This window comes from Aminobacter niigataensis, assembly GCF_946995915.1.
In the GTDB taxonomy this organism is placed as follows: domain Bacteria; phylum Pseudomonadota; class Alphaproteobacteria; order Rhizobiales; family Rhizobiaceae; genus Aminobacter; species Aminobacter niigataensis.
The window spans coordinates 4761655-4784684 of sequence record NZ_OX341517.1 but is presented as its reverse complement, the minus strand read 5'-3'; the positions used below and the strand labels follow the sequence as shown (position 1 = coordinate 4784684).

At 62.5% G+C, this 23030-nt stretch carries 21 protein-coding genes and 1 tRNA gene; 15 read left to right on the top strand and 7 right to left on the bottom strand.

Features of this window, described 5'->3' with window-relative positions; all coding sequences use genetic code 11:
* Nucleotides 1–108 precede the first annotated feature (108 nt).
* The 9 genes from O1Y97_RS23460 to O1Y97_RS23420 all read left to right on the top strand — a co-directional run bounded on the left by O1Y97_RS23460 (nucleotide 109) and on the right by O1Y97_RS23420 (nucleotide 12934).
* Nucleotides 109–942: a phage capsid protein gene (locus O1Y97_RS23460; RefSeq protein ID WP_318762585.1), complete on the top strand. Its 834-nt coding sequence runs from the start codon at nucleotides 109–111 to the stop codon at nucleotides 940–942.
* A gap of 10 nt (nucleotides 943–952) precedes the next feature.
* On the top strand, nucleotides 953–1261 hold the full coding sequence (locus O1Y97_RS23455) for a hypothetical protein (RefSeq protein WP_318762584.1): 309 nt from the start codon (nucleotides 953–955) through the stop codon (nucleotides 1259–1261).
* 68 nt (nucleotides 1262–1329) lie between these two features.
* Nucleotides 1330–1767, top strand: a complete 438-nt coding sequence (locus O1Y97_RS23450) for a hypothetical protein (RefSeq protein ID WP_318762583.1) — start codon at nucleotides 1330–1332, stop codon at nucleotides 1765–1767.
* A gap of 5 nt (nucleotides 1768–1772) precedes the next feature.
* Entirely contained in the window at nucleotides 1773–2438 is a 666-nt protein-coding gene (locus tag O1Y97_RS23445; RefSeq protein ID WP_318762582.1) for a hypothetical protein, read from the top strand.
* Nucleotides 2438–5110, top strand: a complete 2673-nt coding sequence (locus O1Y97_RS23440; RefSeq protein ID WP_318762581.1) for a hypothetical protein — start codon at nucleotides 2438–2440, stop codon at nucleotides 5108–5110. The genes O1Y97_RS23445 and O1Y97_RS23440 overlap by 1 nt, the downstream gene beginning before the upstream one ends.
* Entirely contained in the window at nucleotides 5103–5468 is a 366-nt protein-coding gene (locus O1Y97_RS23435) for a hypothetical protein (protein WP_318762580.1), read from the top strand. Before O1Y97_RS23440 ends, O1Y97_RS23435 begins: the two co-directional genes overlap by 8 nt.
* On the top strand, nucleotides 5456–5989 hold the full coding sequence (locus O1Y97_RS23430) for a hypothetical protein (RefSeq protein WP_318762579.1): 534 nt from the start codon (nucleotides 5456–5458) through the stop codon (nucleotides 5987–5989). The genes O1Y97_RS23435 and O1Y97_RS23430 overlap by 13 nt, the downstream gene beginning before the upstream one ends.
* Nucleotides 5990–5996: 7 nt before the next feature.
* Nucleotides 5997–8669, top strand: coding sequence for a hypothetical protein (locus O1Y97_RS23425; protein ID WP_318762578.1), 2673 nt, complete (start codon nucleotides 5997–5999; stop codon nucleotides 8667–8669).
* Entirely contained in the window at nucleotides 8669–12934 is a 4266-nt protein-coding gene (locus tag O1Y97_RS23420) for a hypothetical protein (protein ID WP_318762577.1), read from the top strand. The genes O1Y97_RS23425 and O1Y97_RS23420 overlap by 1 nt, the downstream gene beginning before the upstream one ends.
* A 5-nt stretch (nucleotides 12935–12939) precedes the next feature.
* Here O1Y97_RS23420 and O1Y97_RS23415 read toward each other — a convergent pair whose 3' ends face one another.
* The gene (locus tag O1Y97_RS23415) at nucleotides 12940–13158 is read right to left on the bottom strand and encodes a hypothetical protein (protein WP_318762576.1); all 219 of its coding nucleotides are present in this window, start codon (nucleotides 13156–13158) and stop codon (nucleotides 12940–12942) included.
* Nucleotides 13159–13225: 67 nt separating this feature from the next.
* Between O1Y97_RS23415 and O1Y97_RS23410 the strand changes: the two genes are divergently transcribed.
* A complete protein-coding gene (locus O1Y97_RS23410; RefSeq protein ID WP_318762575.1) occupies nucleotides 13226–14956 on the top strand; it encodes a hypothetical protein in 1731 nt (576 codons plus the stop codon).
* A gap of 100 nt (nucleotides 14957–15056) precedes the next feature.
* Entirely contained in the window at nucleotides 15057–15287 is a 231-nt protein-coding gene (locus O1Y97_RS23405) for a hypothetical protein (RefSeq protein WP_318762574.1), read from the top strand.
* Between the two features lie 2 nt (nucleotides 15288–15289).
* Here O1Y97_RS23405 and O1Y97_RS23400 read toward each other — a convergent pair whose 3' ends face one another.
* Nucleotides 15290–15478, bottom strand: a complete 189-nt coding sequence (locus O1Y97_RS23400; RefSeq protein ID WP_318762573.1) for a hypothetical protein — start codon at nucleotides 15476–15478, stop codon at nucleotides 15290–15292.
* A 211-nt stretch (nucleotides 15479–15689) separates the two neighbouring features.
* On the opposite strand from O1Y97_RS23400, the gene O1Y97_RS23395 reads away from it, so the two are divergent.
* Genes O1Y97_RS23395 through O1Y97_RS23385 form a run of 3 tightly spaced genes read left to right on the top strand, consistent with a single transcriptional unit; the run spans nucleotide 15690 to nucleotide 16993 of the window.
* Nucleotides 15690–16325: a hypothetical protein gene (locus tag O1Y97_RS23395; RefSeq protein ID WP_318762572.1), complete on the top strand. Its 636-nt coding sequence runs from the start codon at nucleotides 15690–15692 to the stop codon at nucleotides 16323–16325.
* 12 nt (nucleotides 16326–16337) lie between these two features.
* Nucleotides 16338–16730 carry a hypothetical protein gene (locus O1Y97_RS23390; protein WP_318762571.1) on the top strand — a complete coding sequence of 131 codons (393 nt, stop codon included), beginning with the start codon at nucleotides 16338–16340 and terminating at the stop codon, nucleotides 16728–16730.
* A gap of 11 nt (nucleotides 16731–16741) precedes the next feature.
* Nucleotides 16742–16993 (top strand): hypothetical protein, encoded by a 252-nt coding sequence (locus tag O1Y97_RS23385; RefSeq protein WP_318762570.1) that lies wholly within the window; start codon nucleotides 16742–16744, stop codon nucleotides 16991–16993.
* A gap of 114 nt (nucleotides 16994–17107) precedes the next feature.
* Here O1Y97_RS23385 and O1Y97_RS23380 read toward each other — a convergent pair whose 3' ends face one another.
* From O1Y97_RS23380 to O1Y97_RS23365, 4 genes are all read right to left on the bottom strand, one after another.
* Nucleotides 17108–18127, bottom strand: coding sequence for an SDH family Clp fold serine proteinase (locus O1Y97_RS23380; protein ID WP_318762569.1), 1020 nt, complete (start codon nucleotides 18125–18127; stop codon nucleotides 17108–17110).
* A 51-nt stretch (nucleotides 18128–18178) separates the two neighbouring features.
* A complete protein-coding gene (locus O1Y97_RS23375) occupies nucleotides 18179–18538 on the bottom strand; it encodes a hypothetical protein (RefSeq protein WP_318762568.1) in 360 nt (119 codons plus the stop codon).
* Nucleotides 18539–18654: 116 nt separating this feature from the next.
* Nucleotides 18655–18730, bottom strand: a tRNA-Thr gene (locus tag O1Y97_RS23370).
* Nucleotides 18731–18892: 162 nt separating this feature from the next.
* Nucleotides 18893–19849 carry an NAD(P)H-dependent flavin oxidoreductase gene (locus O1Y97_RS23365; protein WP_318762567.1) on the bottom strand — a complete coding sequence of 319 codons (957 nt, stop codon included), beginning with the start codon at nucleotides 19847–19849 and terminating at the stop codon, nucleotides 18893–18895.
* A 227-nt stretch (nucleotides 19850–20076) separates the two neighbouring features.
* Between O1Y97_RS23365 and O1Y97_RS23360 the strand changes: the two genes are divergently transcribed.
* The gene (locus O1Y97_RS23360) at nucleotides 20077–21159 is read left to right on the top strand and encodes a hypothetical protein (protein WP_318762566.1); all 1083 of its coding nucleotides are present in this window, start codon (nucleotides 20077–20079) and stop codon (nucleotides 21157–21159) included.
* 13 nt (nucleotides 21160–21172) lie between these two features.
* On the opposite strand, the gene O1Y97_RS23355 is transcribed toward O1Y97_RS23360, so the two are convergent.
* Nucleotides 21173–22894, bottom strand: coding sequence for a cisplatin damage response ATP-dependent DNA ligase (locus tag O1Y97_RS23355; RefSeq protein ID WP_318762565.1), 1722 nt, complete (start codon nucleotides 22892–22894; stop codon nucleotides 21173–21175).
* Nucleotides 22895–23030: the final 136 nt, after the last annotated feature.

The window sequence follows — 23030 nt, the reverse complement described above, 5'->3', positions numbered from 1 at the left end:
GGCAAGTAGCGGCCCTGTGCTTTGGCACGGCATCCCGCGAAAGCTCAGGCACGGCACCCTGATCACGGCTGAAAGAACCCCTCCAATCATCAACGAAGGAATCTCGCGATGCCATATGCCATCACGAAAACCCAGTACCGGGATGAGTGGGTCGTCGCCTTTCAGCGCGGCGAAACCTACCTCAAGGACTGCGTCACCAAAGAACTTATGATCAGCGGTCTTACGGCCTCATTCGCCCTCCAGGGCGCTGCCGGTCGTATGACCAAGCGTGGCACGAACGGTCTCATCCCGTCTCGTAACCGTGGCGATAGCCAGCCGACTATCACGCTGGAAGAGAAGCACACGAAGGAAACCCGCCCGAATTTTGACGTGTTCACGGCTCCGGCGAACCTGCGTGAAGCGATGCAGAATGCAAGCTCGATGACTGCCTCGCGCGAAATCGACTTCACGATCATGGACGCCCTGGCGACCGCCACGAACTCCTATGCGAGTGGCGCAGCTCAGACACTGACCTATGGCAAGACCGTTGACGCCCTGACCGAGCTTTTCGAGCTCGACGTCATGGTCGGCAACGAAATCACTTGCCTGTGGACCCCGAAGGCATGGGCACGCCTGCTCACGTTCCAGGAGTTCAAATCGGCCGACTACATCGACGCAAAGCCGCTTGTCGGCCTGGCGCTCGACCGGCCGAAAGTCTGGCTCGGTGCGAAGCACATCATGCACAACGGTCTGCCGGGCAAGGGCACGGGTACGGCCTCCAACTTCATCTTCGCAAAGCCTGCCGTGGGTCATGCCATCGCGGGCGATGTGAAGGTCGATGCGGGCTACAACGGCGAGGACGATTACTCCTACGACCGTGCCACGATCTACGACGGCGCAACCATTTTGCAGCAGGCCGGCGTGATCAAGGTCGTCACCGACGACACCGCTGCATTCTCGTAAGGAGGCGGAAATGGCTTACGAAACGAACGGCTTCAAGCTCCTGACCGATGGTCTCTCCGGCACCAGCACCATGAAAACGTGGCTGCTGGATTCGGTCGATGCCATCGCGACGGTGAACACCAGCAACTATGTCAGCGACGGCTATGCCAAGGGTGCCCGACAGGGCGACATTGTCATCGTCCGCACGCGCACGACCACGCTCGCCGGCCCGGTGACTGCGGTTCATCACTGCTGGGTGATCGACGAGGCGACCGGGACCGGTGGTCTCGGCATCGACCTCACCGACGGCCTCGCCATCACGGCGACCGACACCGACTAAACGTCGAACAAGATGGGGAGGCTTTCGGGCCTCCCTTTTCCTTTTCCCTTTGAATGACGGTGAACCAAATGACCCAAGTCACGAAACTTGCGGGCCATCGCTTTGCGCAGGCCGACTATTCCATCGGACGCTATGCAGCGACGGTCCCCTCAGAGACCTCCCTTGAGGAAGTCACGCACCCGGAGTTCTTCGCCAATCACCTGTCAGTGTTCCGGCCCGGCATGGCGATTGATGTGCTGTCGGATGACTACAAGCTCGATTGCACGCTGCGCGTCCTGGCCATCACCAAGACCTCGGCAACGGTGCGCGTGATCCGGTTCTTCGACGAGGCGACCGCTCCACATGTCACTTCCACCGATGTCAGCCCGCCAGAGGTCAGCTTCGGCGGCCCGCATCACAAGTGGCGCTTCCTGCATGGCGGCAACGTGATCCAGACCGGTTTCGATACGAAGGAAGCCGCTGAGAAGGCGGCCGAAAAGTACATCGAACTGATGAAGGGCGAATAACCCCTATGGCGACAAAGCTGCAAATCTGGAAGCAAGCTCTGGTTCACCTGGAGAAGGCAACCATCGTCGAGCTGACCGACGATGTCGAGGCAGTCTATGTCTTCGGCAACGCCTGGGACGGTGCGGTCGAAGAGGCCTTCAACTCAGGCGACTGGAACTTTGCCAAGGCATCGGCAGCTTTGTCGGCCAATGGGGCGCTGACGCCGGCTGTCGGCTGGGCGTATGCCTTCGACTATCCCCCGACCTGGCTGCGCACGGTGGCTGTATCGAACAATCCGAATTTCACGACCTTCCACGACTATCTCGACGAGGGCGGGAACCTGCACGCCAACACGCCGACGCTGTACCTGCGCTTCATCAGCGACGTGAACGCAGCCGACGACAAGATTTCGACCTGGCCAACGATGTTCTGGCGCTATGTCGCGCTCAAGCTGGCCTTCGATACCTGCGGGAAGCTGACGTCCGGCGACACGCTCGAAGAAAAGCTTCGTGTGCGCATGGAAAAGGCCTTGCTGAAGGCCAAGGGCGTCGATGCCCGCAACGAGAACAACAAGGTTATCCAGCCAGGGAGTTGGCTTCGTGCTCGCCGCGGTGCCGGCGTCGGTGGCTTCCGCGACAATGGCGGGACGCTGGTGGGTGGCGAGATCACTTTCGGCGAAGGTGACGTCTGATGCCCCGCGTTTCGGCACCAGTCTACGCCGTGAACGGCGGCGAGGTCGGCGAGGAAGCCCTTTCCCGCCTCGATCTGGAGCGCATGCAGTTCGCCTCGGCGCTCAACTCCAATATCCTGCCCCGCGTCGTCGGCTCGATGACACTGCGGCCCGGACTGGAGCATATCGCTGACATCAACCTGGGCGACGTGCGACTGCTCGAATACTCCTTCGCCGGCTCGAACTCATCCATGCTCGTGCCGATCCTGTCGAACAACGAGATGCGGATCCTCAAGGACAATACCTTCGTGTCCCGCGTGGCTGTCGCCACCTCCATCACGAACGGTGATTTCAATTCCTTCGCCGGATGGACTGATGCCAGCGCTGTCGGCGCCTCGGCGAATGTGTCGGGCGGCAATCTCGTGCTGACTGGCACCACGCAGGGCCGCGCTGCCGCTCGGCAAACGCTGTCGGTGGCTGTCGGCGACCGAGGGAAGGAGCACGGCCTTCGCATCGAGGTCGTTCGCGGGCCGGTCTGGGTACATATCGGTTCGTCTGCCGGCGCAAGCGACGTCCTCCCGCTGTCGGTGCTGGATGATGGCGACCATTCCATCGCCTTCACGCCCACCACGGCGAACGTCTACATCGAGCTCTATACCGACAATGCGCGGCAGGCGCTCGTTTCCCGTTGCCAGATCGATGCTGCCGGCACACTGGTCCTCTCGACGCCGTGGGTGACAGCCGATCTGGCTGCACCTCGGCACAAGCAGAATATCGATGTGCTGTATCTGGCATCCCGCCAGTTCCAGCAGCGCGAAATCCAGCGCCGTGGCGACACCAGCTGGGGCGTCCAGCGTTACAAGGTCGATGACGGCCCCTTCGTGGCCTCCGACGGGACGGTGGCGCTCACGCCCTCGGTCTACACCGGAAACGGCACGCTCACGGCAAGCAGGCCGTTCTTCGAAGCAAGCATGCTCAATCGCCTTTTCCGGCTCTTCCAGTCCGGCCAGACCGTGCAGGAGAGTTTCACGGCTTCTCCGGCAAATGGCGCATCAATCCGTGTTTCCGGCGTCGGCGTCGCTCGCAGGTTCTCATTTCAGGTGGCAGGCACATGGGTAGGTTCCGTCCGGCTTGAGGTCGCCACCGACGATGGCAGCGGCAACCCGGGCGCGTGGAGCACGGTCAACTCCTACACGGCGAATGTGGGGCCTTCGAACTATACCGACACCGACGACAACGTCGTGAAGTTCTTCCGCTTCGTGGCTGTCACCTACACCAGCGGCACCATCGACACGACCCTGATCTATACCGGGGGCAGTCAGGTGGGTGTGGCGCGAATGACGGGCTACACCAGCGCCACGGTGGCGAGCGTCGAAGTGCTGAGCCGCTTCTACTCCCTCAGCCCGACATTCGAATGGGACTTCTCGACCTGGTCGGACTATGACGGCTGGCCGTGGGGCATCGAGGCTTTCGGCGGACGCCTGTATTGGGGCAAGGGCGACTTCGTGCATGGTTCCGTGCCAGACGCCTTCCACAGCTTCGACGACAATGTCGAGGGCGACAGCGCGCCGATCTACCGCTCGATTGGCGCCAGCACGGACAGGGGCATTCTCTGGCTGCTCGGCCTGCAACGCCTCATCGCAGGCACGGACAATTCGGAGATTTCGATCAAGGCGTCGAGCTTCGACGAACCGCTGACGGCGTCGAGCTGGTTCCCGGTCGATGGGTCGACGCAGGGCAGCTACGACTTACGCTCGGTCAAGTGCGACAAAGACGGCATCTTCGTTCAGAGCTCCGGTCTCAGCGTCTTTGCGCTGATCGCCGAGCAAGGGACGCTGGATTACAGCGCCATGGACCTGACGGAGATGCACGAGGAGATTTGCGAAGGATCTCCGATTGTCAGTGTCGCCGTCCAGCGCCAGCCCGATACCATCGTGTGGTTCATTCTTGAGAACGGGGAAGCGCGCGCGCTGACCTATCGGCCTTCGCAGAAGGTCGTCGCGTGGTCTCGTGTGGTCACGGATGGCCAGTTCAAGCAGGTAATCGCCTGCCGTGGCAAAGGGCAGGACAATGTCTACTTCGCCGTCGTCCGCAACGGGACGCAGCGCCTTGAGCGACTTGCCGACCTGAAGGACTGCCGCGGTGGGGCGACGAATTGCCTGGCCGACGGCTTCAAGCGCTTCACCACTACTGCCAGCCAGACGACGTTTGCCGTGCCTCATCTCAACGGCAAGGGCGTGACGGTCTGGGTCGATGGCGCTGCGCTCCACGATCAGGACAGCCTCTACATGGTTGCAGGGGGCAACGTGATCCTTCCCGCTCAGACCGCTGGCAAGTCGGTCGTGATCGGCCTGCCCTATGTCGGGCGCTGGAAGTCCACGAAGCTCGCCTACGGTGCCGCCAACGGCACGGCGCTGTTCAAGAAAAAGCGGGTGTCGCAGCTCGGCCTGTACCTCGTGAAGACGATGCTGGATGGCCTGCGCGCCGGCAAGGACTTCGACACGCTGCGCCGCTTGACTGTGACGAAGGGCGACAAGCCCATCGCTCCGAACACGCTATTCGGCACGTTCGACGCCGACATGATGTCCGTTTCCAGCGACTGGGACACTGACAGCCGCATCTGCCTGGAACATCGCTCGCCGTATCCGCTCACGGTCGGCTCGCTCGTGATGGACGTCCAGACGAATGGCTGACATTCGGCCGGCCGACGACATCGACTTCGCACGTTTCTACGGCGGCGTGCAGGTGACAGGCCAGTGGATCGGTCGCGCACTCTGGCGCCGTCGTCTCCTGGCTGGTTTCGGCTGTGTCATCGAGACAGCGGAAGGCGAGTGGATGGCCTTCCTTGAGGTGCCAGCCGAAGGGCGCAAGCCGCTTCTCTTCCGCCATATCCTTCAGGTGCTGGCCGAGGTGAAGAAACGCGGCGCACGCGTGATCAAGGCGACGTGCGACACGTCGATTCCGCGCGCCGAAGCCCTGATGCTGAAGCTGGGCTTCAAGCCAACAGACGAAATGTTAGATGGAAAGGTGGTCTGGCAATGGGTTTCCTAACACCTGTCCTGGGGGCAATCGGCACCATCGCCAGCATCGGCGGGACCATCATGTCCGTTGCCGGTGCGATGGAAGAAGGCCGTGAGCAGAAAGCCCGGTACCAGTACGAGCAGAAGGTCGCAGCGGCGCAGGCCGACGAGGCGACCGCAGCAAGCCAGCGAGACGCTATGGAGCGGTATCGCGAAGGCAAGCACCTGCTTTCGCAGCAGCAGGCGGCAATCGCCGGCTCAGGCGGCAATCTGACCGATCCTTCCGTCATAGACATCATGGGCGACACAACCGAGCGAGTGGCGCTCGCGGCCCAAACGGACATCTACAAGGGCGACCAGCAGGCGCGCGGCTACAACGACGCTGCCAAGGTGGCCGGGTACAATGCCAACAGCGCCATGCGAGCGGCGCGCATCAAGGCTGGCGGCATGCTCTTCTCCGGCATGTCGTCGATGTTCAGCCGGTTCGGCGAAAGCAACAAGAAGACGCAGACGGCTCCGTCCGTCTCTCTCCCCTATGGCTCTTACGGGTGAATAGCGCATGGTGAATATCCCTACAGCTCGTGACGTTGGCTACTCCAACCCGCGTTCGGGCCGCATAGCGAACTCCGGGCCGACGCCTATGGTCGGTGCTGCGATGGCGGACGCTGGCCGCTCCATCGTGCAGGCGAGCTACAGCCTTCTGGACCTGGCCGACCGCGAGAAGATCGACGTCGCGAATGACCGCTCTAACGCTGTCTCGACTGGCCTGACCAAGTTTCTGGCCGACGAAGAGCAGCGATTCCTGAAGGCGCGTGAAGGCAGTTCGGAGAGCGGCATAGGCTTCACGCGTCAGTACATGGAGGGATACCAGCAGCGCGCGGATGCCTTCGCCAAGGAGAACTTCGAAGGTCTGACCAAGGACGCGCAGACGGGGTACATCAACAACATCCTGTCGCGAGGTAACGCGCTCTACACCAAGGCCGACGCCTTCGAGAGCGAGACGAAGAGCAACTACTACGACCGCACGACCAACACGAACCTGGACACCTACCGAACCCAGATCCAGAACAACGCGGCGAACTTTGTCGAGCTGAAGGGTCAGGGGCTGCAAGCGATCAATTCGGCCAACATGCCGGAGCCATGGAAGGCCGAACGCCGCCAGAAGTGGGAAGCCGATGCGGCTGAAAGCAAGTGGCGCTGGAAGTTCCAGCAGGACCCACAGACGGCCATCCGCGACATCAAGGGCATCAAGGTCGATGCCGAGGGCCTGTCGGGCGCCATCCAGCAGACCGCGCAGCATCTCGGCATTGATCCGGTCGACCTCGCAACCGTCATGTCCTACGAGACGGGCGGCACGTTCGACCCATGGATCAAGGGTCCAACCACAAAATGGGGAACGCACCGCGGGCTGATCCAGTGGGGCGAACCACAGGCCGCGAAGTACGGCGTCACCAAGGATATGCCGATTGAGCAGCAGGTCGCAGCGGCGGGCCTGTATCTGCGCGATGCTGGTGTCATACCGGGCATGGGGCTGATCGACATCTATTCCGCCATCAATGCCGGCGCACCTGGGCGCTACGACCGGTCGGACCAAAAGGCAGGCGGTGCTCCAGGTACGGTCGCTGACAAGGTTATGTACCAGATGGAGGGCCACAAGAAGAAGGCTGCGGCGCTTCTTGGCGGCACCTACACGCCTGCCCCCGGCGATCCTGATCTCGATGCTATTCCTTACGACCGCCGCGAACGCCTGGCTGCATGGGGAGAGACCGAATACAGCCAGGAGGTGACGCGGCAGCGCGCCGCGACGAAGGACAATTACAGCCTCCTGATTGCGACCGAGCCCGACGCGGTGCGGGAAAGCGTCATCCTCGCCGATCCGGCGCTCGACAATGGCGACAAGGCGGCCCTCGTGAACTCGCTCCGCACCGCGCAGAAGGAAAGCGGCAGCGTCAACGCCATGATCGGTGCCATGGCAAACGGCAATGTGCCGGTGAACGCCTTCGACAACGAACAGACGAAGGTCGCCGACAAGACCTATGACAAGCTGCTTGGCTCGACCGATGACGCCGACCAGCAGAAGGCCATCACTTCCGACTTCGCCGAGCGCACCGGCTACATTCCCAAGAGCGTTCAGGCACAGGTCCGGCAGGGCGTGGCCTCAGCCGATCCGGCTCAGTTCGCGGCGGCAATGTCTCAGGCCGACACGCTCGAAAGGCTGGCCCCGGTGTCCTTCGGCGCGTTCGAAGGCGGGCCGGGTGCGCGCGACAAGCTGGCGATGTTCCGGCACATGGTCAACGACCTCGGCCTAAGCGGCGAGGATGCAGCAGCCCGCATCCTGCGCATGAACGATCCGATGGTGAAGGCTAATCGCCAGGTGCTCAAGCCTGAGGCGGACAAGTTCGCCAAGGATCTGACGCTCGCCGAGGTGACGGACGCCTTTGACCCCGGCATGTTCAACGCCGAGCCGGGCGCAGGCGTCATCCCTGAACACGCCAACGGCCTGCTGGCTGAATATCGCGAGATTGCCCAAGAGAAGTTCTACGAGACTGGCGGCGATGCCGGTGCCGCCAAGGCTGCGGCGCTTGCCGATCTCAAGACGCGGTGGAACATCAGCAACGTGTCGGGCTCGGCAAACCTCATGCGCCTGCCGCCTGAGCAGCACTACCCGGCAATTGACGGAAGCTTCGACTATCTGCGCGCCGACGCCATGGAAACGGCCAGCGGGTTCGCTGCCAAGCTCGACCGCAAAGTCGAGAATGTGGCGATCCTCGCCAGCGACAAGACCCGCGCCGACATCGAGGCAGGCCGGCGCCCGCGCTATCGGCTGTTCTACCAGTATCGAGACGGCGACCAACTCAAGGTTGGCGAGGTCTATGGCGCTCCGTGGGGCATCGATCCCGCATCGGTCAAGAAACGCAGCGACGAGGCCTCCGGCGCGGCCAGGGAGCGCTTCCTTGCCGAGCGTGGCCGGAACGACGCGGCAAACGACGCCGAGCGTTCTGGAGAGGCTGCGGCCGAACGGGCGCTGATCGAAACGCCCGGCCCCGACTGGATGAAGGCGCGGGCCGCTGAAGGCGCTCGTGAGCTTGGCCGATCCGAGGCTGACACCATCCGTCGCCAGACCGTCGACGAGAAGCCAGCCGCCCCGGCGCCGGGTCCTATGACTCTGCCCGACAGTCCGGGCATGGCGCGCAAGCGCACGATCAACAAGGCCGTGTGGGGTGATGATTGATGCCACAGATTGAATATCCCGGTGAACGCCCTGCACTGGGCGCGTTCGGCCCGCTCGATTACATGCAGGCCGATGAGCCGGGGCTTGACCCCGATACTATGTCGATCCTTGGCGCCGCATTCCGCCAGGACAACACAATCGGCTCGGCACTCAACAACAAGATGGCCGGCATTGACCGGGCAACCCGCGAAGATGGCTTTACTGGCGATGTGCTCTGGAATGAAATTCAGGGCTCGCGCTACGAGCCTCATTGGCAGCGCTTTGCCGACGTCTTCAACCGGCGTGCCTTCAATGCCCTGAAAGGCCAGATCGACATGGAGCAGGAAGACCGCCGCATTCTCGATGCAGGCGGGCTTACAGCGGTTGCCGCGCAGTTCGGCATGTCACTGGCCGACTGGCCCACCGTGCTGCCTGGCGGCGCTCTGGTGCGGGGTGCCACGACCGGCGCGACCATTGCTCGCTCTGCAATATCAACCGGCATCGCTGGCGCGCTCGGCGCTGGTGTGTCTGAGATAGCATTGCAGGCCACGCAGGAAACCCGCCCGCTAGCCGAAAGCGCACTGTCGTTGGGCGCTGGTGCCGTTCTCGGCGCGCTGCTCGGTTCCGGTGCCGGTGCGCTATTCTCGGCTGCTGAGCGCAAGGCCGCGTTCGCTACTGTCGACCGTGCCATGGCCGGCAGTGACGACAGCGGTGAGGCAATGGCCGAGTTCCGATCTGGCTTGGCTGAAGGTCAGAGCGCGGGCGCCGCTGCCGTGGAACGGCCTGTGCTGGAAGATTTCGACATTGCCAGTGGCGCCAAGGGTGTCGGCCTGGCTACGGCTCGGCTCAACCCGCTGCTGCGTGCCGCTCATAGCCCGTCTGCCGTGCATCGATCGATCATGGCCGACATGGCGGAAACCGGCTTCTATCTCGAAAAGAACGTGCGCGGCGAAGGCAATCTCGCCGTCGAAAGCGCTGTCAAATACTGGGACCGTGGCGCGCTGACCAAGGGCCTGACCGACATGCGCGGCATCTACGACGAAGCACGCAAGGCTCCCGACTTCAACATGACCCGGGAGGAATTCAGGACCGCTGTCAGCAAGGCCATGCGTCGGGGTGATGTCGGCGAAAACGACGCAGTGTCGAAGGCTGCGGTTTCCTGGCGCTCATCGCTGTTTGATCCCCTCAAGGAGCAGGCTATCGAGGCCGGGCTCCTGCCGCCCGACGTGAACGTCAAGACGGCGACGTCATACCTGACCCGTCTCTGGAACGCGCCGCGGCTCAATGCCGGCGAAGCCCGGTTCAAGGCCATCGTGAAGCCGTGGATCGACGAGCAGCTTTCGCACCTCGAATTCAAGGCTGACGAGATCAGGATCGGCAACCAGATCATCGACGCCGACAAGCAGCGCGAGTTGCTAACCAAGGCGACCGACCGTCTCGACAGCTTCGAAGAACGGCTGAATGAGCGTCGGGGTATCCGCGACCGCAAGAACACTTCCCTGGAAGGGCTGCGCAAGACGCGCCTCGGTGTGATGAAGACCCGCGCGCCGGCCGATCTGGTGAAGCGCCTTCGGAACATGGACGAAAGCGCCGTCATGGTCGACGCCGTGAAGGAGGTCCGCAAGGCCGAACGGTCTGCAGGTCGCAAGCAATCCTATGGCGAGCGCTTCCCGGTCCTGGCGCTGATCCGTAGCAAGGGCGGCGTTCGCGTTGGGTCGAAGCTCGACGGCGAATTGCGCACCATGGACGTCACGCCGAAGACGCATCCCGGCCTATTCAAGAAGGACGGCGGCATCGGTGATGTCGACAACTTCGTCCAGGCCGAAGACGCCATGTTTGCCCGCCTGCCAGGCGATGGCTCCGACTACGTGGACCCGCGCGCGATCATCGAGGCGATCCGAGATGAACTCGGCGGCGCACCGCTGCGCACGGCGGACGAAGAGGCTGCGGCCGAACTGCTCGACAATCTCGACAAGACGGCAGCGAAGTGGCTGGAAGACGTGGGCCTGTCGCCGAATGTATCGGTCAAGGAGGTTCGCGACTTCATCGACCGTGTCATGGGCGCCGAGGGCAACCTCGAAGGGCTGGACAGCCGGATTTCGCGGCTTGAACGCGAACTGGGCGAATTCGACGAAGCCAGCGACAAGATCATCAACGAGCGCGACATCTCGGCAATGGACGCCCGCACGCTCAGCGAAGGCCTGACTAATCTGGAACTCGAGCTTGATGCCGTGCGCGACCTCGCCAACGCCTCACCTCGTGTCAGCCTGGTCGTCGACTATGCCAGCACCAAGCGCGACCTGTTCAAGGCGAAGCTCTCCGAACGCTCCCTGCGCAAGCGTGTCGATGCGCTGAAGCGTATGGAGGCGGAAGGCCAGGCGAACGACAGCATCCTTGCCGAACTCGCTGCCAAGTCGGTGGATCTCGACCGCATGCAGGCCAGCATCGCCGGGCTCAAGGTAAAGGCCGACAAGCTCGAACCGATGGTGCCGACCGTCAAACAGGAGATCCCCGAATTTCTGTCCCCGGATGATAGGGCCGACTATGTGAAGGGGATCGTCGACGACATCTTCTCGCAACTCACCGGTCGCGCCAATCAGGGCATGCCGTCCTATGACATGACCATGTCGGCGCGCGGGCCGCTGAAGGAACGTACCTTCAACATTCCCGATCACCTCGTCGAAGACTTCCTTGAGCACGACATCGAGTTGATCGGGCGCCGCTATGCGCGGGTCATGGCGGCCGACGTCGAACTGACGCGCATGGACAAGCGCCTCGGCGGGCCCGGCAAGCCCACCCTGCAAGGCCAGTTGAGCCGGCTGGAAGAGGATTACCGCCTCCTGCGCGAACAGGTGCAGGCGTCCGATCTGGACGAGGCCGGCAAGACCAAGGCGCTCGACCGGCTTACCAAGCAGGAACGGAGCGACGTTGAAGACCTGGCCGGTGTCCGCGATCTGCTCCGCGGTCAGTATAAGCTCGACAGCCAGCACACGAACTTTGCCCGTGTCCTTCGCACTGCCGGGACGTTCAACTTCATCCGGCAACTCGGCGGCGTTCTGATCTCGTCGCTGACGGATGCCGTGCGCCCGGCGATGGTGCATGGCCTTGGCAGGTACATGGGCGAAGGCATCGCCCCGCTGATCACCAATCTCGATGCGATCAAGCTTTCGGTCGCCGATGCCAAGCTGATGGGAGCCGTGACCGAACGCACGTTGCAGTCGCGCATCGCGACGATGGCAGAGCTTGCCGACCCCTACGCGATGAACTCGCCCTTCGAGCGCCTAATCGACAACATGGGCGCCACGTTCTCACGCATGACGCTGCTGCCGTTCTGGAACGACATGCACAAGGCGGTTGCCTCTGTGCTGGTGCAGAACCGTATCATCAAGAACGTGAAGGCCGGCGACTATGCCAAGCTGGCGGATGATGAGCGCCGCTACATGGGCTTCCTCGGCATCGACGAGTTCATGGCCGAGCGGATCGCCAAGCAGTTCGACCAATTCGGCCAGGTCGAAGGCAACGTCCACATTCCGGGTATCGAACGTTGGAACGATGAGGGCGCGCGCCGCGCCTTTGCCGGCGGTCTCAACAAAGACGTCGACAGCGTCATCGTCACCAAGAGCGTGGCGGACGTGCCGCTGTTCGCCCACACCCCGCCCGGTCGCGCGCTGCTGCAATTCAAGAGTTTTGCCATTGCGTCCAACCAGCGCGTGTTGATGCGCGGTCTACAGGAAGGCCCCGGCTCGTTTGTCACAGGCGCGGTGGGTATGACGGCCCTGGGAATGCTGGCCTACTGGCTCAAGGCTGTGGAGTCCGGACGATTGAAAGATGGCACCTGGGTGCCTTCCGACAACTTGGGCATGTGGGTTGCTGAAGGCTTCGACCGCTCGGGCATTCTCTCCATAGGCATGGAAGTCAACAATGTCTTCGAGAAGATGGGAGGCCCTGGCTTCTATCAGTGGGCATCCGCCGGCGGGCGGCTGATCAATCCAGATGCGGACGGACGTCAACCAGCCTCCCGCTATGCGAACCGTGACGCCTTTGGTTCGCTTCTTGGCCCCTCTTTCCAACTTGGAACCGATGCCGCGCAGCTGCTCGGTATTCCTGCGCGGGGGCTATCGGGGGATCTCGATCTTGCGCCGGCGGACATCAATCGCATGTCGCAGATGGTGCCGTTTGCAACGCTGCCCTATTGGCGTTGGCTCATCGAGGGCGGCGGTTTCGTCGACGATTGGAGCGGCTTCAAGGGAGTGGAGCCGGCACTGAAAGACGCGGTCAACCAGTAGCCGGACTATTCGCAGCTATTCACGTTGAAGCTGTATCGAACGCAATTCGGATCTTCCCTGGTCGAGAGGCCGTTGGACTTACCTGGCTTCAACAGCCCTGTCGCAGCGCCAATCAGCAACATCATTATCACCGCCATGAACATGGCGACGAAGATGTAGCCCCACGGTGCCGCGCCGTTGATCCGGTACCAAGCAAGCTCAAGTTTCCCTGCGGGTTTGCCCACTGAAAGCCCATCCCAAACCGACCTGAACAGCTCGTCTCGGCGAGCCGCATTCCGTTGAGGATAAATCATGGCGACTGAATTTGACAACTCACTGCATTGGGGCTTCTTCCTCACCGGAACAACGCTTACCAGCGAGACCGGCAAATACGTCCGGGTGTCGGAACTGGTGCTGTCTGCGCTGCGGGCTGCCGGCGTCTTCAGCAACATGGTCGACGGCATCGTGGCGCCGGCCACCGACAAGCTCTGGCTCGACAAGAACTTCGATCCTGCCGTCCTGAAGGAGTGGGACGCTACCGGCGCTTCGTGGGTGCCGATGACCTATGGCCGGCTGTTCGGTCGCGCTGCGGTGGACAAACTCACCGTGACGGGTGGAACGGGCAACGCCGTCGTGGTTTCCCAGCCGGCAGGGTTCCAGGCAGATCGGCTCTACCTGATGACGCCAACGGCTGACAACAGCGGTGCGGCGACGATCAACGTCTCGGGCGTCGGCACCTATGCCGTGAAGTACGGGGACGGCGCCGACATCGGGCCGAACGAGTTCAAGACCGGGCGGCAGGCCGTGTTGTTCTTCACTGGCACACGGTTTGAGGCGGTCTTCCCCCTCGACGGGCTGTCGACTGCGGTCATTGCTGCGCAGGCGTCAGCCGACAGCGCCGCGGCCAGCGCATTGCTGAGCCAGAAGTACGCGGCAAATCCTGAGGACGTGGAGGTAACTCCGGGGCTCTTCTCGGCCTTCCACTGGTATCGCAAGTCCCTTGCCATCTGGACGAACCTGACCAACACCGTGGCTGGGTGGATACACGGGTCCGGCACTAAGGCCGTCCTGGTTGATGCTGACGAGTTCGGCATAGCGGACAGCGAGTGGTCATGGTCTCTGTCAAAGGTCTCTTGGGCGAACATCAAGGCGGGTATTGCGTCCGCCACAATGACGTTGACCAACAAGACGATCCAAGATGCCGCCTCGGTCAGCGTGAAGAGCACGTCCAATGGGCCCTTGATCTCTGCTGAGAGTACGGATGCAGGGAGCACGTCGGGGCCGCAATCTGAGTTGTATCGAAATTCCGCGTCTCCTGCCGCCAATGACTTCCTCGGTAAGATCATATTTTCAGGCAATCGGTCGGACGGCACCAAGGCGACGTACTCCGAGATCGGCTCTAGGGTCTCAGACCCAACGCTCGGCTCGGTGGACTCCCAGCTCTACATCCAGTCGTATGTGAACAACGCCCTTTCGGCCTTCTGGTTCGGAGCGGGCATGTGGCATGCGACTACCGGCGTAGACCCAGGTACGGGCAAGCTTAACATGCTGGAAGTGCAGCAGAGCGGCACGCCCATTCGCCCGCTTGTCAAGTCCGCGTCGATGAACTTGACAGGGTTGACCGCAGTCGACTTCACCAGCATCCCTTCTTGGGCGGTGCGTGTTACCATCGCGTTGCACGCCGTGCAGCCGTCTGGAACGGATAACATTCTTGTTCAGGTGGGTGATGCAGGGGGCGGGGTAAAAACTTCCGGTTACGCCAGCGCCTCTACGGTGGGTACGAGCCCGTCTACAAGCTCTGCGGGACATGTGGTCAGGAGCGCTGCGGCCTCAAAGTCTACCAACGGCACTATAACACTGGAACGGCTAAGCTCGACTAACGATTATTGGGTTAGCAGCCACGCTGTAGCGGATGGCACGGGCGGCAACAGCGCTGCGGGTGGTGGATCGGCAAATCTAGCCGCCACGCTTGATCGTGTTCGCTTTACTTTGACTGGCGCGAATACGTTCTCTGCCGGCACTGTCGGCATTTCTTGGGAGTAAGCACATGCGCCTTGAATTAGATGTCACGACTGGCAAGACTGTAGAGCTACCGGACCTCCCTCCGCCGCCCCCGCCGACCCCCGAGGAACTCCGGGAACTCATGCCCCCGTTGAACCCCGGACAAATCCGTCTGGCCCTCCTGTCCATCGGCATTACGGAGGACATGGTGGATGCCCAGTTGGCGGATGACCCAGCAGGCATGATCGAGTGGAAGTACCGTCCATCCTACCGCCGTCTCCACCCCCTCGTGGTCGGCCTTGCGGCCCCCGGCAAGTTCAACCTCCCGGACGAACAGGTGGACGCCTTGTGGGTGTGGGCGGCTGGTCTGTAATGTTACTCGGCAGCCACAACCCGCAGTGCGCTGGGCGAGCGCGTTGCCTCCACCGCCCCGGACACGTCAGTTTCATGAACGACAATCGGCTGGTTCGGCGTGCTGACGACGAGATAGCCATCGTTAAGACAATGGGTCACTTGAACTCGGAGCAGCACATAGTCGCCTGCACAGAAGGGGCCTTCGCTCATTGGCGCATCTCCGGCTGATCGCCCCGCGACACCCGACGACAGATAATCTGCAAAATCTCTACGAGATCACAAGCCACAAAATCATCGCCGACGCCGCGATGACGACTATCCAGTAGTACCAATCCTGCCAGCTCATAGGTGAGAGCGGTCGCATAGCGAGCCGCGCCTCCCGCGCGTGCGCCATTTTACTCCCAAAGACGAAGGAAATCCCATGGACCGTAGCAAGTTCTACGCGGCCTTGCGCGCGCGCTCGTCTGGCGTGTTCGGAACGTCGCTCACAAAGGGCCAGGTCGACGGCGCCGAGCGCATTCTCGACGAGGCGCAGCGCCGCGGCACGCCGTTGCGGCATCTCGCCTACATCCTGTCTACCGCCTACCACGAGACAGCCCACACCATGCAGCCGACCCGCGAGAAGGGCGGCGAAAAGTACCTCCGATCCAAGCGCTATTATCCGTGGGTGGGCGAGGGGCTGGTGCAAGTCACCTGGGAAGAAAACCACCGCAAATTCGGCGTCACGGCACCGGGCCAGATGATGACCTGGCCGATTGCCCTGCGCGCCATCTTCGACGGCATGACCAAGGGCATGTTCACCGGCAAGAAGCTGGATGACTACATCGTCGGCGAGAAATGCGACTACGTTGGCGCTCGCCGGATCGTCAATGGCACAGATCGCGCCGCGGATCTGGCCGGCTACGCCAAGACATTCGAAACAGCGCTTCGTGCTGCCGCCTACATCGCCCAGGCACCCCAGAAGCTCCAGATCCCCGAACTTAAGCCCACGCCAGCACCCGCACCTGAGCCCGCGCGCGGCTGGCTGTCCCGCGTCCTCGCCCGGCTCTTCTCGTAGAAGGAAATCGACATGACCCAGCAACAGAACTTCCTTGGCCCGCTGATCGCCGGCAAGGTCTTGGACAAAGTCATCGGCCGCGTGCTCGACAAGGTGGCGGTCAATCCGAAAATCTCGCTCGAACCGACCGATGTGCCGGCGGTGCGCGAGGTGGTCGCGGAGACGGTTCGGCGTGAACTCGAAGCGCGCGAACAGCACTCGACCAACAGCGAGCCAGCCTACCAGTCGCGTGTCGCGCAAGGCTCGGTGGCCTCGATCCTTGGTGCCCTGGCTCTCATTGCCGAGCTATGGACGAACGGCGTACCTGACGCCCCGACGCTCTATGTCGGCCCGCTGACGATCCTCGCGGGCGCTGTCTGGGCGCTCTACGGCCGCTTCATCGCCAAGAAGCCGCTCGGTGCATGATGGAGGCTGAGATGGACCTGAATGCAAAGCCCGCTGACCGTATGGCCGAGTTGCCGGTGAAGACGCGGGAGTTTCTTGCGCAGCTTCGAGAGGAAGACATCGACACTCTCAACGCCGGCCTGAGGCTGGTCGTCGCGACCATGACCGTCGGCCGCGCCGTCAAATGGCTGATCGTCGGTATCCTCGGCCTGTTCGCTGGCGTCGTGATGTTCGGCGAGTCTGTCATCAAGGTGTTGGCTTGGTTCAAGCCGCCGCCAGGCTGATCACTTTCCCGACGCCAGCAACATGAAAGCCCCGCTGCCGAAAGGTGGCGGGGCTCTAGTTGTTTTTGGGCTTCAGTGCTGATTTGCGCCTATGACGCGAGAAGAACTCGCATGTCAGCCTTCGCCGGCATTTTGCGCGTGGTCGCCGGCCTGATCGTTGTTTTCTTCGTCGGGGAGGGCGTCTCTCTGATCCCCTCCGCGATCTCCTTGCCCACCTTCAGCCATTTCGGCTGCTCTTTCGTCGGGGTCTTGGATGGGGTTTTCATCGTCATTTCCCTCTGCGTCCGCGTCAATCTTGAATGGCTCGCATGCCATCACGATACCCGGGGAAGCTTGCTGGTAGCTTACATGGCTTATAAGGCTTACGAAAGCGTATAGTTCCGCTGTCGGCTCCTCGATCCGTCGGAAGAGCTTCGATGCCTCGTCCTTATCTATAATGAAGTCGTGCGCTGGGTAATCCTCGACAAGTTGACGCACTGTATCCGGTTTAGGGTTGCCGGAAACGTTGGCCAGACGGTCGCCATACAGCTTGGCGATCCGCAGATCCCGATAATCACTACCAATTATGTCAGGATTTAGTTGGCCGAAAATTGGAGCCATGAGCTCTGCCGTCATCCTCCAGGAAATATCGGCTGCAAGCTTGAATGAAATCATCCCACGGGACGCTTTCTTGATCCCCAGCATATTCTTCGAAAACAGATCAAAGACTTCGTTAGAAAGGCTTTCGAACGCAGACCTTGTCAGGAGTCCGCTCTTCCGGTTTCCGATTTCGTCTCGATCCAGGAGTTGGACATCTAAGGGGCCAAGCTCAGAAAACACGTCCATCAAGATGCAGTGAGCCCCAAGGGCGATGATAGTACCTGCACTCTTGCAATAGCGAGGGGTGAAAATGGTGAAGCTGCCATAAGTCTGCTGTAGCAGGCGGGCTATCTGGTAGGCGCTATTCGCGAGGCCCCCAGTGGTTGTAAGAATCATCAGGCAGTGAGGCCGAGTAGAAGAATTCTTCTTCTGCGTGACCGCCTCCGTTAGCGCACTGAACCCGTCGTTGTCGATGGGAGCGCTATATACGAAAATGTCGCTATCGTATTTGTCTTCGACGGCAGCTAATGCCGTGTTGAATTGCTCTGCCCCCAATGTCCCCTCCGCCGGCGCCCGGAATCCACCCTATAGTTGATTTCCTGCTTATCAAGTGGGCAAATGTTCGACGCCGCTAACATACCTGCGCTTCTGCCAATCGTAGACCACGCCGGCCGGGCGCGCGAAGCGGCGCGATATCTCTTTGGTCCCTTCGTGCATGGCCTGCTGGCGCTTGGCCTTCCTGATCCGGGGCAGATCCTCGGTGTGCGTCTTCACCTGGGCGCAGTCGTAGTGCGCCGGGCCGCAGTTGGTGTTGACGTCCCTGCCGAGCAGCGCCAGCGCGCGCTTGTGCTCGACGATCCAGCGGTCATTGTGGCGATGGATCAGACGCTCGCAGATGCAGCAGGGCGCCACGTTGTGGCCGGTGCAGTTTTCCGAAAAGATGTGCTGCCGGCGTTTTTCGGTCATTCGCTGACGTGGGGTGTTCGCAGTCATCACTCACAACCCCCATCGTCGGCGGTGAGTATTTGGTGAGTGAGCCTTGCGGCGAACGTCTCAAAAAGGCGGTAAGTCATTGATAACCTTGGTGCCGCTTAGGTGACTCGAACACCTGACCCCATCATTACGAATGATGTGCTCTACCAACTGAGCTAAAGCGGCTTCCAGGCTACGCGATCCCGGAGGCTCGCGCGACGTGAGTGCCTGATAACTTCATTGCGCGCCGATTTCAAGCGGCCTTTGAAGGGATTTGACAAGTGGCGAACGGACGCCGCCTGCCTTCATGCACGGACCCGAGCGCCGCGGCGGCGCAGGACGCCCGTCTCAGGCGCAGATGCGGGCCTTGGCGGCGGCGTATTCGCTGGCGAGGCGCGTGACGAGTTCGGCCGTGGGCACGACCTTGTCGACGGCGCCGATGCCCTGGCCGCAGCCCCAGATGTCCTTCCAGGCCTTGTATTTGTTGTCGCCTTCGAAATCCATGTGGGAGGGATCGGAGACGGCGAGGTTGTCGGGGTCCATGCCGGCGGCGCGCACCGAGCCCTTGAGGTAGTTGCCGTGGATGCCGGTGAACAGGTTGGAGTAGACGATGTCGGTGGCCTTGGATTCGACGATCATCTGCTTGTAGGCGTCATTGGCGCGGGCCTCTTCGGTGGCGATGAAGGGCGAGCCGATATAGGCGAGGTCAGCACCCATGGCCCGGGCGGCGAGCACGGCACCGCCATTGGCGATGGCGCCCGACAACAGCAGCGGCCCGTCGAACCACTGGCGGATTTCCTGGATCAGCGCAAACGGCGACAGCGTCCCGGCATGGCCGCCGGCGCCCGCTGCGACCGCGATCAGGCCGTCGGCGCCCATCTTGATCGCCTTGCGGGCATGGCGGTCGTGGATGATGTCGTGCAGCACGATGCCGCCATAGGAATGGACGGCCTGGTTGACCTCCTCGACCGCGCCAAGCGACGAGATGACGATCGGCACGCGGTATTTGACGCAGAGCCTGAGATCGTGCTCGAGGCGCTTGTTCGACTTGTGGACGATCTGGTTGACGGCGAAGGGGGCTGCCGGGCGGTCGGGGTTTGCCGCGTCGTGGGCAGCGAGATCCTCGGTGACCTGGGCCAGCCATTCGTCGAGCTGGGCCTCGGGCCGGGCGTTCAGCGCGGGGAACGAGCCGACGATGCCGGCCTTGCACTGCGCCAGCACCAGCGGCGGATGCGAGATGATGAACAGCGGCGCGCCGACGACCGGGACGCGGAGATTCTTCTTGAGGATTTCAGGCAGCGCCACGCGTGTCTCTCCCGGTTTTCGTTTTGACGTTTCCGTAAACGTAACTTCATATAGCAGATCGGGCGCTCCGGACAATGCACCGACTTCGACGGTTGCTGCACGCGTTTTGCCGGTCCGGAGGCACATTGCATCCAGTTTTGGCCGACAAAACGCTTTCCGTGCCGTTGATTGATGCCGCCTCTGTCGCTAACCATCTGGCAACACAGGCGCGTTGCGAGGAATATCGGTTGGATTCGATCGAAAAGGCGATCCGGAACGCTTTCGAAAAGGGCGATCCCGAGAACCGCGAATTTCGCGAAAAGGTTTATCGCGCGGCCTTCGCCGCGCTCGATCGTGCGCTCAAGACCAATCCTGCCATGACGGTCGAGGTGGCGATCAACCGCCGCAAGTCGCTGCAGGCCACGATCACCGAGATCGAATCGGAGTTCATGCCAGCTGCCCCGGCGGTTTCGGCCGGCGCAGCCCCGGCTCCGGAAGTGTCGCTCAACGGCAATGGCGCTGCGAAGGCGCCTTCCGTATCGATCGGCAGCCCTGCAACCGGCGTGACACCCGTCGTGCCCGACATCATGCCCGATGCCGCCTTGCCGGGCGGGCCGCCGGTCGAGATCACCGAAAAGCGCAGCAGGGCCGAAAGGCGCGCGGCCGATCGCGCCGCGCGGCGCGCCGAAAGGCAACGGCCGTTCGCGGCGATGTTCTTGGCAGTCACGCTGCTTGCCATGGGCGGCATAGGCGCCTGGTGGGCGGTGCAGACCGACCAGTTCAAATCGGCCGAAGAGATCGATACGTCGGTGCGCAATCCGCCCAAGACGCTCGAGAGCGAGGACTTTTCGCCGGACGGCGGACCGGCACGGCCGGGCGAGGCCGACCAGGCCCGCAACTGGATCACCGTGTTCACGCCGACCGATCCGACCGATGTCAGCGCGCCGAGCGGCACCTCGGCGGAAGTCGCCAAGGACGACACGGGCAGCTTCCTGCGCATCCGCTCGGGCAACACCGGCTCGGCCGTCAGCTTCGACGTCGGCCAGGGCGTGCTCGAACAGATCGCCGGCAAGCATGCCGTGTTCGACATCGTCGCCCGCGCCGAGGACGGCAAGGAAACGCAGATGGCCGTCGACTGCAATTTCGGCGAACTCGGCGATTGCGGCCGCAAGCGCTATATCGTCGGCTATCAGCGCGGCGAGTATCTGTTCGAGATGGACGTGCCCGACAAGGAGCCGGGCGCGGCCGGAACCATCGCCATCAACGCGGACCTCGCCAAGGAAGGCAAGGCGGTCGACATCTACGAGATCAGGGTCTCTGTGACCGAGTAGGTCGCCATCGAAGTCAGTCGAGCAGCGCCTGGAGCGTTTCGATGCGGTCGGCTTCGGCCGGCGGCTTGTCCCAGCGCAGGCGCGAGATTCTGGGAAAGCGCATGGCGACGCCCGACTTGTGGCGCGTCGAGCGGTTGAGCCCCTCGAAGGCGACTTCCAGCACCAGCCCGTTCGACTTGTCGGCGCGCACCGAGCGCACCGGGCCGAAGCGCTCGATGGTGTTGTCGCGGACGAACTTGTCGATTTGCCTGAGCTCCTCGTCGGTGAAGCCGAAATAGGCCTTGCCCACCGGCACCAGTTCCTCCCGGCCTTCCGCCCCCGACCAGACGCCGAATGTATAGTCGGAGTAGAAGCTCGAGCGCTTGCCGTGACCGCGCTGGGCATACATCAACACGGCGTCGACCGTGTGCGGATCGCGCTTCCACTTGAACCACGGACCCTTTGGGCGGCCGGCGAGGTAGGCCGAATCCAGGCGTTTCAGCATCACGCCTTCGATGATCGGGTGCGGCGGTGCGCTGCGCATGCCTTCGAGCTGCTGCCAGCTTTCGAAGGCGATGATCGGTGACAGGTCGAAGCGGTCGGGGTCCAGCGTGGCGATGAAGGTTTCGAGCCGCGCGCGGCGCTCGGTGAAGGCGAGACCGCGCAGGTCTTCGCCGTTCAGCTGGAGCAGGTCGTAGCAGCGCACGAAAGCAGGGTAGCGGTCTTGCATCTTGGCCGAGACGGTCTTGCGGTTGAGCCGCTGCTGCAGGTCGGAGAAGGTGCCGGTCGCCTCGCGGGGCACGCCGACGAGCAATTCGCCGTCGAGTGCCGCATCGAAATCCATCGACGCGACCACGTCGGGGAAGGCGCCGGAGACGTCGTCGCCGGTGCGCGAATAGAGCCGGCGGATGCCGCCCTCCGAAACTGCCTGGACGCGGATGCCATCCCATTTCCACTCGGCGGCGAAGTCGGCCGGATCGAGCTTTTCGAGATCGCCGTCACTGAGCGGGTTGGACAGCATCACCGGGCGGAATGGCGCCTTGGCAGCCTGTTCCGGCTTCGGTGCCTTGCCTTGCAGCCAGGCGAACAGTTCGGCATAGGGCGGTGTCAGCCCGTGCCACAACTCCTCGATCTCGGCGACGTCGACAGGTCCGAGGTCGGCCAGCGCCTGCTTGGCAAGCCGTGCCGAGACGCCGATGCGCAATCCGCCGGTGACCAGCTTGATGATGGCGAAGCGGGCGGATGTTTCCGCCTGGTCGAGCAGCCGGGCGAGCACGGCCGGCCCGTCGGAGCGGCTGGCCGATTGGAGGGCGGCGACGACATCGGCCAATGTTTGCGGCTTGGGTTTGGGGTCGTGCTCCTGGCTACCCCCACCCCTTACCCCTCCCCACAAGGGGGAGGGGGATTCTGAGGCGTCGACGTTCCCCTCCCCCTTGTGGGGAGGGGAAAGGGGTGGGGGTGTCACAGGCGATGCGTTGCGGCTCGGCTCTGGCCAGACCAGCGAGACTGTTTCGGCGAGGTCGCCGACATAGTCGTAGGAGTAGCCGAACAGCACGGGGTCCATGCGCTCAGAAACCAGCTGGCGCAGCATCGCCGGCTTGACCGAGGCGATGTCGAGCTCGCCGGTGAGTGCGGCGAGCGCTAGTCCGCGGTCGGGGTCTTCGACGGCGCGGAAATGGTCGGTGATAAGCTTCAGCTTGCCGTTGCGTGACGGCGTCAGGACAAGGCGGTCGAGCAGTTCGGCGAAGCGGTTCATGGGGCAGCCGACCTGGGTGGGGTGGGCTCTCTACGTTGCCCCCCTCTGTCCTGCCGGACATCTCCCCCACAAGGGGGGAGATCAGCTGTCGTCTCGGCTTTCGCCAACCGCCGCAGGACGAGCGCGGGCAGCGGAG

Excerpts from the sequence above, each read along its gene's own strand:
- O1Y97_RS23385 (WP_318762570.1), top strand. The coding sequence starts at position 16,742 with ATGGACCTGAATGCAAAGCCCGCTGACCGTATGGCCGAGTTGCCGGTG.
- O1Y97_RS23460 (WP_318762585.1), top strand. The coding sequence starts at position 109 with ATGCCATATGCCATCACGAAAACCCAGTACCGGGATGAGTGGGTCGTC.
- O1Y97_RS23410 (WP_318762575.1), top strand. The coding sequence starts at position 13,226 with ATGGCGACTGAATTTGACAACTCACTGCATTGGGGCTTCTTCCTCACC.
- O1Y97_RS23405 (WP_318762574.1), top strand. The coding sequence starts at position 15,057 with ATGCCCCCGTTGAACCCCGGACAAATCCGTCTGGCCCTCCTGTCCATC.
- O1Y97_RS23400 (WP_318762573.1), bottom strand. The coding sequence starts at position 15,478 with ATGAGCGAAGGCCCCTTCTGTGCAGGCGACTATGTGCTGCTCCGAGTT.
- O1Y97_RS23430 (WP_318762579.1), top strand. The coding sequence starts at position 5,456 with ATGGGTTTCCTAACACCTGTCCTGGGGGCAATCGGCACCATCGCCAGC.
- O1Y97_RS23395 (WP_318762572.1), top strand. The coding sequence starts at position 15,690 with ATGGACCGTAGCAAGTTCTACGCGGCCTTGCGCGCGCGCTCGTCTGGC.
- O1Y97_RS23420 (WP_318762577.1), top strand. The coding sequence starts at position 8,669 with ATGCCACAGATTGAATATCCCGGTGAACGCCCTGCACTGGGCGCGTTC.
- O1Y97_RS23450 (WP_318762583.1), top strand. The coding sequence starts at position 1,330 with ATGACCCAAGTCACGAAACTTGCGGGCCATCGCTTTGCGCAGGCCGAC.
- O1Y97_RS23435 (WP_318762580.1), top strand. The coding sequence starts at position 5,103 with ATGGCTGACATTCGGCCGGCCGACGACATCGACTTCGCACGTTTCTAC.
- O1Y97_RS23355 (WP_318762565.1), bottom strand. The coding sequence starts at position 22,894 with ATGAACCGCTTCGCCGAACTGCTCGACCGCCTTGTCCTGACGCCGTCA.
- O1Y97_RS23445 (WP_318762582.1), top strand. The coding sequence starts at position 1,773 with ATGGCGACAAAGCTGCAAATCTGGAAGCAAGCTCTGGTTCACCTGGAG.
- O1Y97_RS23455 (WP_318762584.1), top strand. The coding sequence starts at position 953 with ATGGCTTACGAAACGAACGGCTTCAAGCTCCTGACCGATGGTCTCTCC.
- O1Y97_RS23375 (WP_318762568.1), bottom strand. The coding sequence starts at position 18,538 with ATGACCGAAAAACGCCGGCAGCACATCTTTTCGGAAAACTGCACCGGC.
- O1Y97_RS23440 (WP_318762581.1), top strand. The coding sequence starts at position 2,438 with ATGCCCCGCGTTTCGGCACCAGTCTACGCCGTGAACGGCGGCGAGGTC.
- O1Y97_RS23425 (WP_318762578.1), top strand. The coding sequence starts at position 5,997 with ATGGTGAATATCCCTACAGCTCGTGACGTTGGCTACTCCAACCCGCGT.
- O1Y97_RS23390 (WP_318762571.1), top strand. The coding sequence starts at position 16,338 with ATGACCCAGCAACAGAACTTCCTTGGCCCGCTGATCGCCGGCAAGGTC.